This is a genomic window from Streptomyces sp. AMJ-169, from assembly GCF_055597585.1.
In genome coordinates this window covers 58493-73130 of sequence record NZ_JBVLTJ010000016.1, presented here as the reverse complement: position 1 = coordinate 73130, position 14638 = coordinate 58493, and the positions used below count along the sequence as shown (strand labels likewise).

The following is a 14638-nucleotide window of genomic DNA, read 5'->3' as shown; positions in this document are numbered from 1 at the left end:
ACCACGGCCGGACAGCAGCGTGACCCCACGACGGCTCCTGGCGGAGCAAGTTGTCGCGTACGACGGTCCTACGGCCCCTCGTACGCACTTGCCCCCGCCCAGGGGGGCGGGGGAAGTCCTGCTGGTCCCCGAGCGAGGGCGCTCGGGGACCAGCAGGACGGCCGGCACCAGGGGGTGCCGGCCGTAGGAGGAGAAGCGGACCGCCGCGACCCGCGCGAGCAACCGAGCCCGAGCGCGCCCGCCTTTCCCGACCGCAAACCGCGCCGCCGCAGCCGCAACCCGAGCGAGCGCGCGCACAGGACGACCACACGCCTCTCCGACGCCGAGAAGGCCGAGATCGCCGTCGCTGCCGCACAGCGCGGCGTCACCGTCGCACGATTCCTCGCCGCCACCAGCCTCGCCGCTGCCCGAGGATCCGCCGTCTTGCACACCAACGAACAACTGGACGCCGCTATAGATGAGTTGGCTGCCCTGCGTACAGCCCTCTCCAGGGTCGGCAACAACATCAATCAGATCGCCTACATCTACAACGCCGGAGGACAGCCCCGCCCCGGCGAACTCGACCGTGTCCTCACAACCTTGACCCGGCTCCTGCTTCGCATCGACGACACGGCCGACACCATGGTGAAGAAGCGACTCTGATGGTCCCCAAGATCCGACGAGGTTCACGAACACACGGCCTCCTCGTCTACCTGTACGGCCCCGGCAAACGCGACGAACACGTCGACCCCCACCTCGTCGGAAGCTGGGACGGCTTCGCCCCCGACCCCGGACGCGACACCAGCCCCACCCCCGACTTCAAGGTCACCCTCGCGCGCCTCACCGCCGCGCTGGACCTGCGCGTCAAGCAGGCCGGCACCGCAGCACCGGCCCAGCACGTCTGGCACTGCTCGGTCCGCACCGACCCCGGCGACCGAACCCTGACCGACGCCGAGTGGAACACCGTCGCCCGTCGCCTGGTCCACGCCGTCAACCTCGCCCCCGAAGGAGACCCGGACGGCTGTCGCTGGGTCGCCGTGCGGCACGCCGAGGACCACATCCACATCCTGGCCACCATGGTCCGAGGCGACCTGCGCCGCCCCCGGATGAACTACGACTTCAAGAAAGCCCAGGCCGAATGCCGACGCATGGAGAAGGAGATGGGCCTGCGGCGCCTCAAACCCGGCGACGGCACCGGAGCCAAAACCCCCACCAGCGCCGAACGCTTCAAAGCCGAGCGCACCGGCCGCGCCGAGGCCCCGCGCGAAACACTCCGTGAAGCCGTTCGCCGAGCCCTCGCCGGCACCACCACCGAAGAGGAATTCTTCACCCGTCTCCGCGAGGCGGGACTCCGCGTGAAGATCCGCAACGCCCCGTCCGGCGACGCCATCGGCTACAACGTCGCACTCCCCGGCGACCGCAACCGAGACGGCGAACCGATCTGGTTCTCCGGTTCCAAGCTGGCGCCCGACCTGTCCCTGCCGAAGATCCGCCTCCGCCTGGCCGAAGGCACCGCCGACCGGACGCCGCCCTCGGCAGACGCCGACGGCCGACCGGGCTGGTCCGCAGCCGCCCGGCAACGACGTAGCGCCACCGGCATCGCCGACCGCGCCGCCATCCTGCTCGACAGCGGAGACGACGAAGCCGCCGCTCAACTCGTAGGAATCGGTGAACTCCTGGATGCGGTCGCCCAGACCTCCCCGGCCACCACCCGCGTCGAGCTGGGAGCCGCCGCTCGCGCCTTCGAGCGCGCCACCCGCAGCCACGTCCGAGCGGAGCGCGCCGACATCCGGGCGATCCGTGCGGCGGCCCGGGGCATCATCCAGGCCGGCAGCGCTCTCGGCCGTGGCGAGGACGGCGGCACCACCGCCATGCTCCTCTCCACCCTGGTCCTCGTCGCCCTGGCCGCCGCCCGCTGGCACTCCGCCCGGGGCCACGCGCAGCAGGCCCACGCCTCCCGGCAGGCTGCCGAGCATCTTCGAACCGCGTACCGTCAGGTCGCTGCCGGGCCCATGCGGGTACTGCGTGACCACGGCAGTGCCCTGCCCGAAGCCGAACGCCGCACCCACCAGGCAACCATCCGCGCAGCCCTGTCGGATGTGGTGCCGCGGGCAGACAGCTCGTCCCCGAAGACCGATGCCCTGACCGCCACGCTTGCCCAGGCCGAGCGGGCGGGGCATGACCCTAAGGCCCTCCTCCAACAGGCCATCGACATGCGCGAACTCGACACCGCCGATGACGTGAACGACGTCCTGGTCTGGCGTCTGCGCCGTCTCGCCCAACTGCCCGCTCACCCGAGTGAAACGGACCGCCACCCGCAGGCCACCACCAGCCGGCCCAAGACCCCGACCGACCACATCAACAATCGAACGGCACCCACCACAACAGCTCGCCCCGCTGCCTCCGACCCGCGCAACCGCCCACCGATCCGCTGACTCCGCCGGACCGGAGCCGGCTGCCGGACTCCGAGAAGTCCCTGGACAACCGGTTCCACCGGCTGTTACGGATGGAAACAGAAGGACCTCGACCGGGAGATGACGCTCGTGCCCAGAACCTCCGACCGCCTCGCAGAGCCCACACCCGTGCTGCCCGTTCTTCCCGCCGGCACCGATCCCCTGCTGCAACTCGAGTACGAGACCCGACCGCCCAGCGGCCCCAGCGCGACGCGCTGCCTCAGCCACCCGCGTGAACTGGCCCTCGGAGGAATCCCGGTACGGTGCGCAGCCTGCCGTGCCCGGCGCGACTGGCTGCTCGTCAACCACGGCCGAGACGTCTGGGTCTGCTGCCGCTGCGGCAACCAGTGGCTCGAACCGGAGATCAGCCGTGCCGACTTCGACGCCCTGATCACCGTCCCGGACGGAACGACCTACCCCAGCGTCGAGCAGGGCCTCGCCGCACTCGGCTTCGATGGAGCCTTCGTCGGCACCTACCTGGAGTAACTGATCCCTTCATACTGCTCCCGAGGCCATGGGGCCCGCACAAACAGCACTCAAGATCCTCTCGCTGGGTATCGCTAGCGGCACTTTGTGTGACTAAAGCCACAAGTGGAGACGGGGCAGGAGTGTCCGATAGCGGGCGTTAAGCGCCCTTGGGGGTATTGCGTTCCCGGCTACTTTGCGAATCGATGACTTTTTCTTTGCGTCATGAGTAGACGGGGATGGATTTGTGAGACCTGTGGATGTACTGCCCTCTCCCGAGGAGAGAGGGCGCATGTGGCATGAGCACAGTCGAAGTCTGCGCTGGATGGCTGGTGGGCTTGCGGTACTGCTGTCGGCGTCCTTGCTGGAGGGTGTGGCGGCGGCGGTTCCCGCCGATGCGCCGGAGGAGAAGTCTCGGGCGAAGTCGGTGACGTCGGCGGCGGACATCGCGTCGGCGCGGGTCGCGGCACGGCTGGCAGGCCACCGCGTCGAGGCGTTGAGCGAGCGCACCGAGACGTCGACGACGTGGGCGAACAAGGACGGCAGCCTGACGACCGAACTGGCCGCCGGGCCTGTGCGGTTCGAGCGGGACGGTGAGTGGACGGATGTCGATGTCACTCTGCGGGAGTCTGGCGCCGGTGTGGAGCCGGTGGCGCACCCGGGGGGACTGCGGCTGGCAGGCAAGGTTGGTACTCCGGCCAAGTCCCTGAAGGCGGCGCAGGCTTCGGCGGCGACGGATCTGGTGACGTTCGGGGAGGGCGACCAGCAGATCACGTTGCAGTGGAAGGGTGGTCTACCGGCGCCGAAGTTGGAGGGCACGCGCGCGGAGTACGTCAACGCCGTCCCCGGTGCGGACGTGATTGTGGAGGCGACACGCACCGGTTTCGAGCAGTTCGTCGAGATCAAGCAGCGTCCTGCGTCCGGTGACTACTCCTACACGCTGCCACTCAAGGCGAAGGGCCTGAAGGCCAAGCAACTGGCCGACGGCAGTGTGGAGTTCACCGACGCCAAGAACACCAGGCGTGCGGTGATGCCGGCGCCGGTGATGTGGGACGCCTCGGTGGACGCGGTCTCCGGAGAGCACACCAACCGGGCACGGGTCGGCCTGAAGGTCGTGCAGAAAGGTTCTTCTGTCGATCTGGTGGTGACGCCGGACGCCGGCTTCCTGACGGACCCCGAGACCAAGTACCCCGTCACCGTGGACCCGTCGACCTCGTCGCTGTCGAATGTCTTCGACACCTACGTCCAGCAGGGCGAGACCGTCGACTGGTCGGCGGACACCGAACTGGACTTCGGGAACCCCGGTACAACGAACGCGGACGGTACACCGCGTACCGCGAGGTCGTACATCTCGTGGAACACGACTCCGGTCCAGGACGCGCTGGTGCTGGACGCGAAGCTGTCGTTGTGGAACTTCCACTCCGGCAACAACGTCGGCTGTGGCCCGCATCAATGGGATGTGTGGTCCTCAGCCGCGGCATCGACGTCGAGCCGGTGGACCAACCGCCCGACGATGTCGGCGGTGAAGGCGTCCTCGACCGAGACGCGGGGCAACGCGTCCTGCACCGCGCAGCCGGACGGCTGGATCAACGCGAACGTCACCACGCTGGTCCAGGAGTGGGCGTCGGCGAAGGCGACCCGGGGCCACCTGGGCATCCAGGCGACGAACGAGTCGACGTCCGCGGGCTGGAAGCGGGTCAACTCCGCGAACGCGGCCTCGAACCCGCCGAAGCTCACCGTCACGTACAACTACCGACCGCGCACCGGGACCAAGCAGGAGGCGGGCCCGCCGTACTTCTCGTACTCCGGCGCCTACGTCGTCAACACGACCACGCCCACCCTCCGCGACACGTTCGTGGACGCGAACGGGGACAAGGTCAACGGCACCTTCCAGATCTTCGACAGCGCGACCGACGCCCAGGTCGGCAACGTGATCGTGTCGAAGTACGTGCCGTCCGGCCAGGTCGCGTCCGTCACCGTTCCCTCAGGGGTTCTGACGAACGGGAAGACGTACAAGTTCCGCACCTCGCCGTACGACGGCACGCACTACAACAACGGCTGGTCGGCGTGGAAGACGTTCACCGTCGACACCACGGCACCGTCCGCTCCGACAAAGGTTGTTTCGACGGACTACCCCACCGGATCGTGGGTGAAGGGTGTGGGCCAGACGGGCACGTTCACGGTGACTCCGCCCTCCGGCACGGACCACAACTGGCTGGAGTGGTCCCTGGACGGGGTGGCCTGGACGAAGGTGGCCACTGGCGGTTCTTCGGCGGCGAAGGCCATCTCCATTGCTCCGCCGAAGAACGGCACCCACACTCTCCAGGTCCGCGCCGTCGACAGGGCGGACAACAAGTCCGAAGCGATCGAGTACGTCTTCCATGCCGGACCGGGCGGCTTCGTGCAGCCGAGCGACGGCGAGCGTACGGCCCGACGTGTGGTGCTCGTCGCGGAGGCCGATGCCTCCAAGTACGCGTCTGTTTCCTTTTCCTGGCGTCGCTCCGAGGCCGACCCCTGGGTGCAGATCCCGCCGGCCCATGTCACTTCGGGAGGTACGGCTCTTGCCTCTTGGCCGGTTCCGCTGACGAACGGTAAGAATGCGCAGCTGGTCTGGAATGCGACCGACACTGTGAACCCGGACGGGACCGTCCAGCTCAAGGCCGATTTCACCGGCAGCGCGTCCGGCAGCACCGAACCGCTGGCGGTTGTCGTCGACCGTAACGCCGACGGCGCCGCGACGAGCGAGGTCGGTCCGGGTAACGTGAACCTGCTGACCGGCGATTTCGTTCTCTCGGACACCGACGCCTCCGCGTTCGACCTGGAAGTCTCCCGTACGGCCTCCTCTCGCCGACCCGACCAAGGCGGCAAGCAGGAGGGGCAGGCCCCGGTCTTCGGCAAGGAGTGGGTGGTCGGTACCGCCTCGGAGCTCACCGAGTCCGAGTTCAGCCACATCCGCAAGACCTCCGACACCGCCGTCGACGTGGTCCTGCTGGAGGGCGATGCCATCCACTTCACCGCCAATGCGAACAAGACCGGCTGGATCGCCGAACCCGGCTCCGAGGACCTGACCCTCACCGGTGGCGTCACCGGTTCGTTCACGCTCTCGGACACCGAAGGCACCGTCACCGAGTTCACGAAGCCCGACCCGGCCGCCACCACCTGGCAGGTGTCCAGCACCCTCCTCGACGGTCTGGCGCAGTCGTCCACAACAGTGGTGTCCGAAGCCGTGACGGTCGACGGCAAGAAGCTGGCTCGGCCCAAGCGAGTCATCGCGCCGACCTCCGCCGTGTCCGCCGCCACCTGTACCGCGTCCCCTACGGCCAAGGGCTGTCGCGCCCTGGAGTTCGTCTACGCCTCTTCCACCACCGCCACCGCCACCGCCTTCGGTGACGTCAGCGGTCAGGTGAAGGAGATCCGTATGTGGTCCACGGAGCCGGGCGCGACAGCGGCGACGGCGAAGGCCGTGCAGACGTACCTGTACGACGGCGAAGGCCGCCTGCGCCAGGCGTGGAACCCATTGGTCACCCCGGAACTGAAGACCGAGTACGGCTATGACGCCGCAGGCCGGGTCACCAGCTTCACGAAACCCGGTGAACTCCCGTGGGCCTTCACCTACGGCACGGCCGGTTCCGGTTCCACCGCCGGTGACGGCATGCTGCTCAAGGCGAGCCGGTCCGGCCTCCAGCCGGGGACGGCCGCTACGGAGCAGGGCACGGTCACCACGAGCCTGGTGTACGGGGTGCCCCTCACCGGCGCTGCGGCACCGTATGCCATGAGTGCCGTCAACGTGAAGGCATGGGGCCAGACCGATGCTCCGACGGACGCCACCGCAGTCTTTCCCGCAGACGCCGTTCCGGCCTCCCACACGGGCAGCGCGTTGACCGCGGCCGACTACAAGCGCGCCGAAGTGCACTATCTCGGAGCCTCCGCCCGCGAGGTCAACTCGGCCTCCCCCGGCGGTCACATCACCACCACCGAGTACGACCGGTTCGGCAACACCGTGCGCGAACTGTCAGCAGCCAACCGGGCCGTCGCTCTCGGCCTCAGCGCCGACGACCGGGCGGCCCAAGCGGACCTGGGCATCGCCCAGGTCTCCTCCGCCGAGCGCGCCGAGCTGCTGTCCACTCGCTCCGTCTACAACGAGACCGGCACACGGGAACTGGAGGAGTTCGGTTCGCTGCGGCGCATCGACCTCACCGCCGACCTGAAGTCCGGCACGACCGTCCTGGTGCCGGCCGGTACCCCGGTGCTCGCCCGCACATGGACGACGAACGAGTACGACGCGGGGCGTCCCACCGACGGCACCGCCAAGGTCAAGGACCAGATCACCAGGGCGACAGTGGGAGCCCAGGTGCGTGAGCACCCCTCGGTACAGGGCGAGACGCGCGCCACGCAGACGGTCTACGACTGGGCCAAGGGCCTGTCCGTCAAGTCCGTCCAGGACCCGGGCGGTCTGGCGCTCACCACGACAACCGAGTACGACGCCCAGGGACGGGTCACCAAGCAGATCCCGCCCGGCTCAACCGGCTCGGACGCCGCCACGAGGGTGACGACGTACTGGTCCGCCACCGGCACAGGTGCCTGCGCCGGCCGCCCGGAGTGGGCCGACTCGGTGTGCAGCACCGGCCCGGCCGGCGCGATCACCGGGGGCGGCTCCAACCCGACCACCTTGCCCACCACGACCAGCGAGTACGACTGGTGGGGCCACCAGGCCAAGGTCATCGAGACGTCCGGCAGCACGACCCGGACCACGACCACGACGTACGACTCCGCGGGGCGGCAGACCAAGGTCACGATCAGCGGCGGCATCGGCCAGGCCGTACCAGAGACGACCACGGAGTACGACCCGGCCAACGGCGAGACGGTGAAGACCACGTCGACGTCGGGCGGCACGACCACCAAGAAGTTCGACAAGCTCGGACGGCTCATCTCCTACGCCGACGCCGACGGCGGCACCACGACGACCGAGTACGACCTGCTGGACCGTCCGGTCAAGGTGGCCGACACGGCCCCGTCCACGGTGACCTACACCTACGACCACACGGTCGAGCCGCGCGGCCTGGCCACCAGGACCACCGACTCCGTCGCCGGCACCTTCGAGACCGGGTACGACGCGGACGGGTCCGTCAGCAGCGAGAAGCTGCCCGGCGGCTACACACTGCGGCAACGCGAGGACACCGCCGGGGCCACACTGGAGCGCACGTACACGCGTGACAGCGACGGCACCCTGGTCTACTCGGACACCATCACGCAGTCCATCCACGCCCAGAACACCAGCCACAGCGGCTGGTCCGACCAGACGTTCCGGTACGACGCGACCGGACGCCTCACCACCGTCGAGGACACCGCCGACACCGTCTGCACCCGCCGTGCCTACTCCTTCGACAACCGGACCAACCGCACGTCGCTGACCACGGCGACCGGCGCACCCGGTGTGGACTGCCCGACCAGCGGAGGCACCACCAGCACTCACACCTACGACAGCGCCGACCGCATCGTCGACACGGGGTACGCCTACGACGCCTTCGGCCGGACCACCACGGCTCCGGGCAACGGCACGATCAGCTATCACGTCAACGACCTGGTTCACCGGCAGACCGCTGACGGCAAGCGTCAGACCTGGAACTTGGACTCCGCGCAGCGGTTCCGTTCCTGGACGGTGGAGCGCGGCAGCGACACCACGTGGACCCTGGAGCAGTCCAAGGTCAACCACTACGACGGCGAGGAGGACAACCCCCGCTGGATCGTCGAGGACGTGGCCACCGGAGCCCTGACCCGTAACGTCGACTCCGCGAGCGGTGACTTGGCCGCCACCACCGGCAAGACCGGCGACGTGGTCCTCCAGCTCACCAACCTGCACGGTGACGTGGCTCTCCAACTGCCGCTGGATGCCAGCAAGGCGCCCGTCGCCCTGGACTCGGACGAGTACGGCAACTCCCGGGCCGGGCAGCCGGCGACACGTTATGCCTGGCTCGGCGGAAAGCAGCGCTCCACCGAGACGCTGACCGGTCTCACGCTCATGGGCGTCCGCCTCTACAACCCCGCCTCGGGCCGGTTCCTGTCCACGGACCCGATCTACGGCGGCAACGCCAACGCCTACGACTACTGCTCCGCCAACCCCCTGAACTGCTACGACCTCGACGGTCGGTGGGGTTGGCTCGCGGTCAGCGCGGCGGCCTGGGCCTGCTCCAAGTGGTGCCCAGGCAAGCGGACCCGCCAGATCGCCGGCGTGGTGAGCGCGGTGTCGGGCGGTGGATTCCTCCGCAGCATGGCGATCAAGGCCGGCACGCGCTACATCGCGAAGAGGTCCGTCAAGAACAGCATCCAGACCAAGCGCGGCTATCGCGTCGACGTCCGGGGAAAGAAGCCTCACTACAATAAGTGGGGGGCTCGGCCCAAGGGCAAGGGACTGGGCGCGAGGTGGCGGCAGGTCCGCTACAAGAACAAGCACATGGGATTCCCGCACGTGCAGTACTACCGGGGCGGCAAGAGGTACGGGAAGTGGGCCTACCGGCCCGGCCTCCGACACATCTACCGCGCCTGGCGATCCCTGTGACGCTCGGCCCGGAGCCGAGAACTGACAACATCTGACAAGAGACTCGGGGAGCGTGCGGCAGGAGGGGCAGGACCTCTCCCACCCCGCGCTCCCCGAGTGCTGTGAAGTGGAAGGTTGTATCCATGTGGCTTGGCTGCACACCGGTCCTAGACGACGAGCCCGGCCCGGCCGGGCGGGGAATCTCGGGATGGCGGGTTCCTGGCATCGGTGAGATCGACGTCGAGTCCGAAGGCTTTCGGCTGTCCGTGCTGCCCACGGGCGAGACCCTGCGCGTGGAGCTGGCCTTCGCCGCCGCGTACGCCGAGTCGGAGACAGAACCGTACCGCCCTCTGGGACCGGCGACTTTGACGCTCGACGACGTACGGTCTATCGCGCTGCACACACCGGGAGCGCCCTCCGATCCGCTGTGGAAGAGGGTTCTTCACGGGGACCCGAACGACGAGGTCCTACGCATGACGTGGGACGAGGACGACGACGTCCTGCATATACGGGACGGCGGTGTCGTCCTGTCCTGCCGAGGCGGAACCTGGCGCTGGGCTACCGCGTAGGCACGAGAGTCCTGGACCATCACGGCATTTCCTGGTTGAAGTCCTGGTGAACGCTGGGCAGTTGACCTCGACCGAGTCAAGCTGGCCCAGTGACCATCATGGGGGCTGCCGTATCTCACGGCAGCCCCCATGATGTCCTCGCACTTCGCCAGCGCAGGCGAGGGTCAGCCGCGGTCTACGTTCTTCGGGATACCGCCCCGGAAGTCACAGCCGGGACACTCGTCCTCGCCCTGAAGGTGGCCCTCGTACCACCCGTGGACAGCGGCGTGCAGGATCGTCTCCTCCACGGAGGCTTCGCCGTTGCGGACTGATGCGACGGCGTTGCCGACGACGACCCGGAGCACGGCGCTGTCGGGTGATGGGAATGGAGGGGAGGGCATCGGCGAATCGAACGTCATGGCCGCAGCCTAGGGGCGGGCATGAGTACGGGTCAGCCCGACGACGTGATCCTTTGCGAGGAGGGCGAGTGCAAGTCGTTTCGGAATCCCCTGCTGATCACCTTCCAGCCCTGGAACGTGGCGGGTCTTCAGCGAGGGCGTCCGGCATGGTGGTGTCATCCGGCGCGGGCAGGTTGCCCCGGCTTTTGCGATTTCAGGCAGCCCTGACGCTGATGCCTAGGCGGGCGGCGACCTTCGGGTATCCCCAGAGTGGCTGATCGTTGGCCTTCGTGTTCTCCAGTACTGACCCTTGATTGTTGTCGCCGAAGATTGATCGGCCCGGGTACCCAGCACTGAATGAGAGCTGGCCCGTGACGCCGCAAGCAGACGTACCCTCTGAGCGTTGATCTCATCCGGAACGGAACAGCATTGAGCCCATCAGACTGGATAGCTCTGGGTAGCGCGGTCGTCGCCGTCGCATCCCTCATGTACACGCGGACGCAGGCCAGAGCTGCCAAGAGAGCGAACGTTACCGCCGAGGCGGCAAACAGTCTTGCCTGCGACGCCAATACGGTGTCCGCTGAGGCAAACGAGACTGCGAAGCAAGCCCTGGCTCTGGCTCGTGTGCAGTTCGACGCTGAGCAGCAGGCTCAACACGAAGAAGCTGGCCCGAAGTTTGAGGTCGAGTCTGCAGCGAAGGAGGACTACGGCGAGTGGTTCGCCATGATCAAAATACGCCAGACTGGCGGTGCCGCTCTGGAGACAGCTCACGTCATGGTGTACGGCACTGATGTCCGGGGTTTGCGGCGATCGAAGTACAGCGATGAGTGGCTGTTGCAGCCTGTCATGTGGAACATCCCTGCACCGGGTACGGCCTTCGAACTGTGCGCTGAGCTGGAATTCCATCACGGGGACCCTGCGAATGTGGGGATCGCCCTGGAATGCCGCGCATCTGACGGCCGCTCTTGGAGCAGGCTGCTCACAGCACAGCCAGCCCCACTCCCACCACCGAGCCACGAAGGTCGTCGCCGGTTCTAGTTACGAGGTCATACCCCGAACCGAGGTGAACCCGGAGCTATTCGGCACTCAGCAGCAAGGTCACAAGCTGAGGTAAGGACAGTCGGCCGCCCCTGCCTGAGTACGGGGCGGCCTTCTGCGGTTCGGTCAGACCTGGGCGAGGCGGTTCGAGAGGTCGAGGGCGGCGGTCGCGACGGCGAGTGCGGAGCACAGGCCGAGCACCTCGTGGAGGGTCGGGCGGACCAGGCTCGGCCAGTCGTCCGGGGCGCCGGGCCAGGAGGCGAGGTGGACCTCGCTGGTGGCCAGGCCCAGGTGGGCGGTGACGTTCCAGCCCGTGAGGGGAGCGGGCGCCCAGTGCAGACGGATACGGCCGAGGGGGAGTCTCTGGGTTTCGGTGGGGACCCAGGTGACGTCGAGCGGTCCGTCGGGCCGGGCGGAGACGCGCTGGACCAGTACGCCGCGCACCTCGCTCGGCATGGGGTGTACGGCGAGTTCGTCCAGGGGCAGGACGTGTGCGGCGCGGGATCGCGACGAGATGAGCACCTCCGGTGTGTGTCGGTGGAGCAGGGGGCGGCTCAGGACCAGGCGAGGGCGTTGCTGACCGCCGCCGGGAGGTAGTCCTCCTGGCCGTCGTCGACGATGAACGCCTTGCCGTCCCGGACGACGACCTCCGTCCCCAGGTAGTGGGTGAAGGGGAAATCGGGGTTGACAGCGAGGCGGATCGGTAGATTGGGGTCGAGGTCCTGGAGCTGGCGGAGAAGGTGTCCGACGGTCAGGTGGTGGGGCACTGGAACCTCCGGGAAGCGGGATGGTGGAGGGAAAGGCGGCGACCGGTTCGTCGGTACCGGGTGCGCACGGTCAGCGGTGGGTGACGAGGGCGGCGATGAATCCGGCGACAGCCTCGGCGGGGGTGCAGATGCCGAACTCCTGGACCCACGGGTCGCTTTCGGCGGGCTGCACCCGGACCTGCCAGACGATGCCGCGCTTCCAGGCGCCGGTGTCCTCGGGGAGCCAGCCGACGTAGACACGGCCGTCCGGGCTCGTCGCGTGGATGTTGGCCTCCGGGGTGTCGACGACGGTCCAGCCGAGGGCGTCGAGGAGAGCGAGCACCGGGCCCGCGCAGTGGTCGGAGGAGAGCCGGCGGCGGTCTTCTGCGGCCGGGTGGGCGACAGCGGGCAGGAGGGTGGCGGAGACGGTCACGGCTGGATGATCCCTTCGTTGACCTGTGGTTTTTCCAGCACCCGTACGTTGACATGCGCTAGACCGAAGCGCGTAGTCCTTTCTCGGGAGGGGCGTCTGCCGTGGGCGAACCGGTGGCCGTCGACAGAGAGGCTCACCGCCACCGGGAATGGATCGGCAGGAGCGGTTGTCCTAACCCGGTTGGGGCAACAGGCCGCGCGGACCGAAGGGGCAACCGAGATGGCGGAGCCGGGCAGACACCGGGACGGGGCCGGGCTGGAGCGCAAGATCCGCGCCTCCGGGCGGACGTGGAGGGCGGGCGACATCGCGATGGCTGCCGACGGCCAGTGGGCTGTCGGCGCGCGGTCGGACAGGCGGCGAGACGAGGGGGCGGTGGTGGGGGACCGGATCGAGAACGGGCGTCGAGTCGAGCTGACGCTGGAGGAACTGGCCCGCGTGGTGGGCTCCCGTATCTGGGATGCCCACCACGACGAGGACCCCGCCTGACCGGTCAGCGGTGCGGCCCCCGTACGGCCGCCGTCGGGCTGGCAGTGACCGAAGAAGCAGGCCGCTCGGGCAACTGGCCCAGGGCGCGCGCAGCGTGCCCGGAGCGGGCGACAGGGGCCTGGACCAGGCGGACTGCTGGGGCTCGGTCCGCGGTCGCGGCGGCTTCCCGTGCTTCGATCACGTGGCTGATGGCTTGCAGGCAAGTCCGGTTCTCTGCTTGAGCGACGCGAAGGTCCGCCGCTGTGCTCGTGATCCGTTCCAGGTCGTAGAAGGCTGGCACATGGCCGGGCAGAGTCAGGGCGTGCAGACGGTCCTGATGCACGGTCGCCGCGTTGTCGGCGATGACCAGGGCCGAGCGGATGCGCATGACCGAGCGCAGGAGCGGGTCGTCGCTCGGGAGGCGGACCGCGAGGGATTCCAGTACTTCGACGGGGCGGCCCCAGGCTTTCTCGATCATGGCCGTGGCTTGGTCGAGTGCGGTGGTATCGGGCATGGCGGAACTCCCGGTACTCGGAGGTGCTGCTTCGGCCAGAGGCAGCGCCTGCCCCGGGGCTGGAGGTCAGCGGCTACGGTGTGGGCTCGACGGAGCGGCCGACGGGTTGGGTCCGGAAGCGGCGGGACCCTTCGACTGATTCCGTACCGAAGCCACTGTGCGGCTTCGGGCTGCCATGACCCGAAGGCCGGCGGCTGTCTGTGGGGAACGTGCGGCGCGGTGGACAGCCTGGGTAACGGCGGTGCGGCGTACGTCGAGTGGAGTCGGAGCCTGAGGGAACCGGGGGACAGGCGCAACCTGGCTGCCAGCCAGGCCGACGGGAGTGAGCGAGACCAGGCTCTCCATCCTGCGGTCGATCTGGTGCCGCTCACGCACCACCGGAGCAGGGTCAGCCATGGCTGCTGCCGTCGCGGCGACCAAGTGGGACGGAGTACGGGCCGTGAAGAACACCTCCGCGCGAGTTCCCCAGCCCGGCGGACCCGCCCACAGCGTGATGCTTTCGTCGTCCCAATCGAGAAAACGGTTGTCGATCAGGACGCCTGCTTGTCCGTCAGGGGCGATGATCTCGACAGTGCCGCGCTCCGCCCCGCCATCGAGAGTCCAGCCGGCGTCAGTCAGCGGCCGGACAGCGTCGCCCCAGTACAACGACGGGCTCGCCAGAAAGCGTCCGTTGCCGTCGTAGGCATCGGCATCGGCGTAGTCCTGGGCCAGGGCTGCAGTGAGCCCGGCGACGATCTCGGCCGGGGTGACGTGGTTGACGGTGGCCGTCCAACAGGGTGCAGATACAGCATCTTTGAATGCGCTGATCTTCCACAGCTCGAAGTCGTCGCCGAACCAGCCGATACGGATCCTCTGGTCGGGCGAGGTGACAAGGTGCTGGCAGGGGCCCTCGTCGAGGTAGTGATGCGGCCAGTGAGCGACGGGGGCGAAGCCCACGTCACCGCTTCCGTTGGAACCGGCCAGGTACCGGGGGCTGACCAATACCTCTTGGTAGCGGTAGGGCTGCTGGGTGTTCACAGTCGAGGCTCCGAGGGGGCGTAGCTGGGGAACACACCCGCGCGCAG

Annotated in this window: 13 protein-coding genes; 7 read left to right on the top strand and 6 right to left on the bottom strand. The window is 68.3% G+C overall.

What is annotated here, in order from left to right; translation table 11 throughout:
• The first annotated feature begins 174 nt into the window (after window positions 1–174).
• The 5 genes from ACYUD3_RS32015 (at window position 175) to ACYUD3_RS31995 (ending at window position 10001) form a co-directional block, all read left to right on the top strand.
• Window positions 175–642: a plasmid mobilization protein gene (locus ACYUD3_RS32015; protein WP_470977592.1), complete on the top strand. Its 468-nt coding sequence runs from the start codon at window positions 175–177 to the stop codon at window positions 640–642.
• Window positions 642–2414, top strand: coding sequence for a relaxase/mobilization nuclease domain-containing protein (locus ACYUD3_RS32010; protein WP_470977589.1), 1773 nt, complete (start codon window positions 642–644; stop codon window positions 2412–2414). The genes ACYUD3_RS32015 and ACYUD3_RS32010 overlap by 1 nt, the downstream gene beginning before the upstream one ends.
• A 99-nt stretch (window positions 2415–2513) precedes the next feature.
• Window positions 2514–2918 carry a hypothetical protein gene (locus tag ACYUD3_RS32005; RefSeq protein ID WP_470977586.1) on the top strand — a complete coding sequence of 135 codons (405 nt, stop codon included), beginning with the start codon at window positions 2514–2516 and terminating at the stop codon, window positions 2916–2918.
• 304 nt (window positions 2919–3222) lie between these two features.
• Window positions 3223–9453 carry a DNRLRE domain-containing protein gene (locus ACYUD3_RS32000; protein ID WP_470977583.1) on the top strand — a complete coding sequence of 2077 codons (6231 nt, stop codon included), beginning with the start codon at window positions 3223–3225 and terminating at the stop codon, window positions 9451–9453.
• A gap of 122 nt (window positions 9454–9575) precedes the next feature.
• Window positions 9576–10001, top strand: a complete 426-nt coding sequence (locus ACYUD3_RS31995) for a hypothetical protein (RefSeq protein WP_470977581.1) — start codon at window positions 9576–9578, stop codon at window positions 9999–10001.
• A 164-nt stretch (window positions 10002–10165) separates the two neighbouring features.
• Here the strand turns inward: ACYUD3_RS31995 and ACYUD3_RS31990 are convergent, their stop codons facing one another.
• Entirely contained in the window at window positions 10166–10399 is a 234-nt protein-coding gene (locus ACYUD3_RS31990) for a hypothetical protein (protein WP_470977578.1), read from the bottom strand.
• Between the two features lie 408 nt (window positions 10400–10807).
• On the opposite strand from ACYUD3_RS31990, the gene ACYUD3_RS31985 reads away from it, so the two are divergent.
• The gene (locus ACYUD3_RS31985; RefSeq protein WP_470977575.1) at window positions 10808–11416 is read left to right on the top strand and encodes a hypothetical protein; all 609 of its coding nucleotides are present in this window, start codon (window positions 10808–10810) and stop codon (window positions 11414–11416) included.
• Window positions 11417–11542: 126 nt separating this feature from the next.
• On the opposite strand, the gene ACYUD3_RS31980 is transcribed toward ACYUD3_RS31985, so the two are convergent.
• From ACYUD3_RS31980 to ACYUD3_RS31970, 3 genes are all read right to left on the bottom strand, one after another.
• The gene (locus ACYUD3_RS31980) at window positions 11543–11938 is read right to left on the bottom strand and encodes an esterase (protein WP_470977572.1); all 396 of its coding nucleotides are present in this window, start codon (window positions 11936–11938) and stop codon (window positions 11543–11545) included.
• 32 nt (window positions 11939–11970) lie between these two features.
• The gene (locus ACYUD3_RS31975) at window positions 11971–12183 is read right to left on the bottom strand and encodes a hypothetical protein (RefSeq protein ID WP_470977569.1); all 213 of its coding nucleotides are present in this window, start codon (window positions 12181–12183) and stop codon (window positions 11971–11973) included.
• 70 nt (window positions 12184–12253) lie between these two features.
• Complete coding sequence (locus ACYUD3_RS31970; protein ID WP_470977566.1) at window positions 12254–12595, bottom strand: SPDY domain-containing protein; 342 nt, start codon at window positions 12593–12595, stop codon at window positions 12254–12256.
• Window positions 12596–12814: 219 nt separating this feature from the next.
• Between ACYUD3_RS31970 and ACYUD3_RS31965 the strand changes: the two genes are divergently transcribed.
• Complete coding sequence (locus ACYUD3_RS31965) at window positions 12815–13081, top strand: hypothetical protein (RefSeq protein WP_470977563.1); 267 nt, start codon at window positions 12815–12817, stop codon at window positions 13079–13081.
• A gap of 4 nt (window positions 13082–13085) precedes the next feature.
• Here the strand turns inward: ACYUD3_RS31965 and ACYUD3_RS31960 are convergent, their stop codons facing one another.
• Both ACYUD3_RS31960 and ACYUD3_RS31955 read right to left on the bottom strand, forming a co-directional pair.
• The gene (locus ACYUD3_RS31960; RefSeq protein ID WP_470977561.1) at window positions 13086–13574 is read right to left on the bottom strand and encodes a hypothetical protein; all 489 of its coding nucleotides are present in this window, start codon (window positions 13572–13574) and stop codon (window positions 13086–13088) included.
• A gap of 66 nt (window positions 13575–13640) precedes the next feature.
• Window positions 13641–14591 carry an SPDY domain-containing protein gene (locus ACYUD3_RS31955; RefSeq protein ID WP_470977558.1) on the bottom strand — a complete coding sequence of 317 codons (951 nt, stop codon included), beginning with the start codon at window positions 14589–14591 and terminating at the stop codon, window positions 13641–13643.
• Between the last annotated feature and the right edge of the window lie 47 nt (window positions 14592–14638).

Bases quoted from the DNA above. Each gene is read 5' to 3' on its own strand.
- ACYUD3_RS32005 (WP_470977586.1), top strand. From the start codon at position 2,514: ATGACGCTCGTGCCCAGAACCTCCGACCGCCTCGCAGAGCCCACACCC.
- ACYUD3_RS31960 (WP_470977561.1), bottom strand. From the start codon at position 13,574: ATGCCCGATACCACCGCACTCGACCAAGCCACGGCCATGATCGAGAAA.
- ACYUD3_RS31995 (WP_470977581.1), top strand. From the start codon at position 9,576: ATGTGGCTTGGCTGCACACCGGTCCTAGACGACGAGCCCGGCCCGGCC.
- ACYUD3_RS31965 (WP_470977563.1), top strand. From the start codon at position 12,815: ATGGCGGAGCCGGGCAGACACCGGGACGGGGCCGGGCTGGAGCGCAAG.
- ACYUD3_RS32000 (WP_470977583.1), top strand. From the start codon at position 3,223: ATGGCTGGTGGGCTTGCGGTACTGCTGTCGGCGTCCTTGCTGGAGGGT.
- ACYUD3_RS32010 (WP_470977589.1), top strand. From the start codon at position 642: ATGGTCCCCAAGATCCGACGAGGTTCACGAACACACGGCCTCCTCGTC.
- ACYUD3_RS31990 (WP_470977578.1), bottom strand. From the start codon at position 10,399: ATGACGTTCGATTCGCCGATGCCCTCCCCTCCATTCCCATCACCCGAC.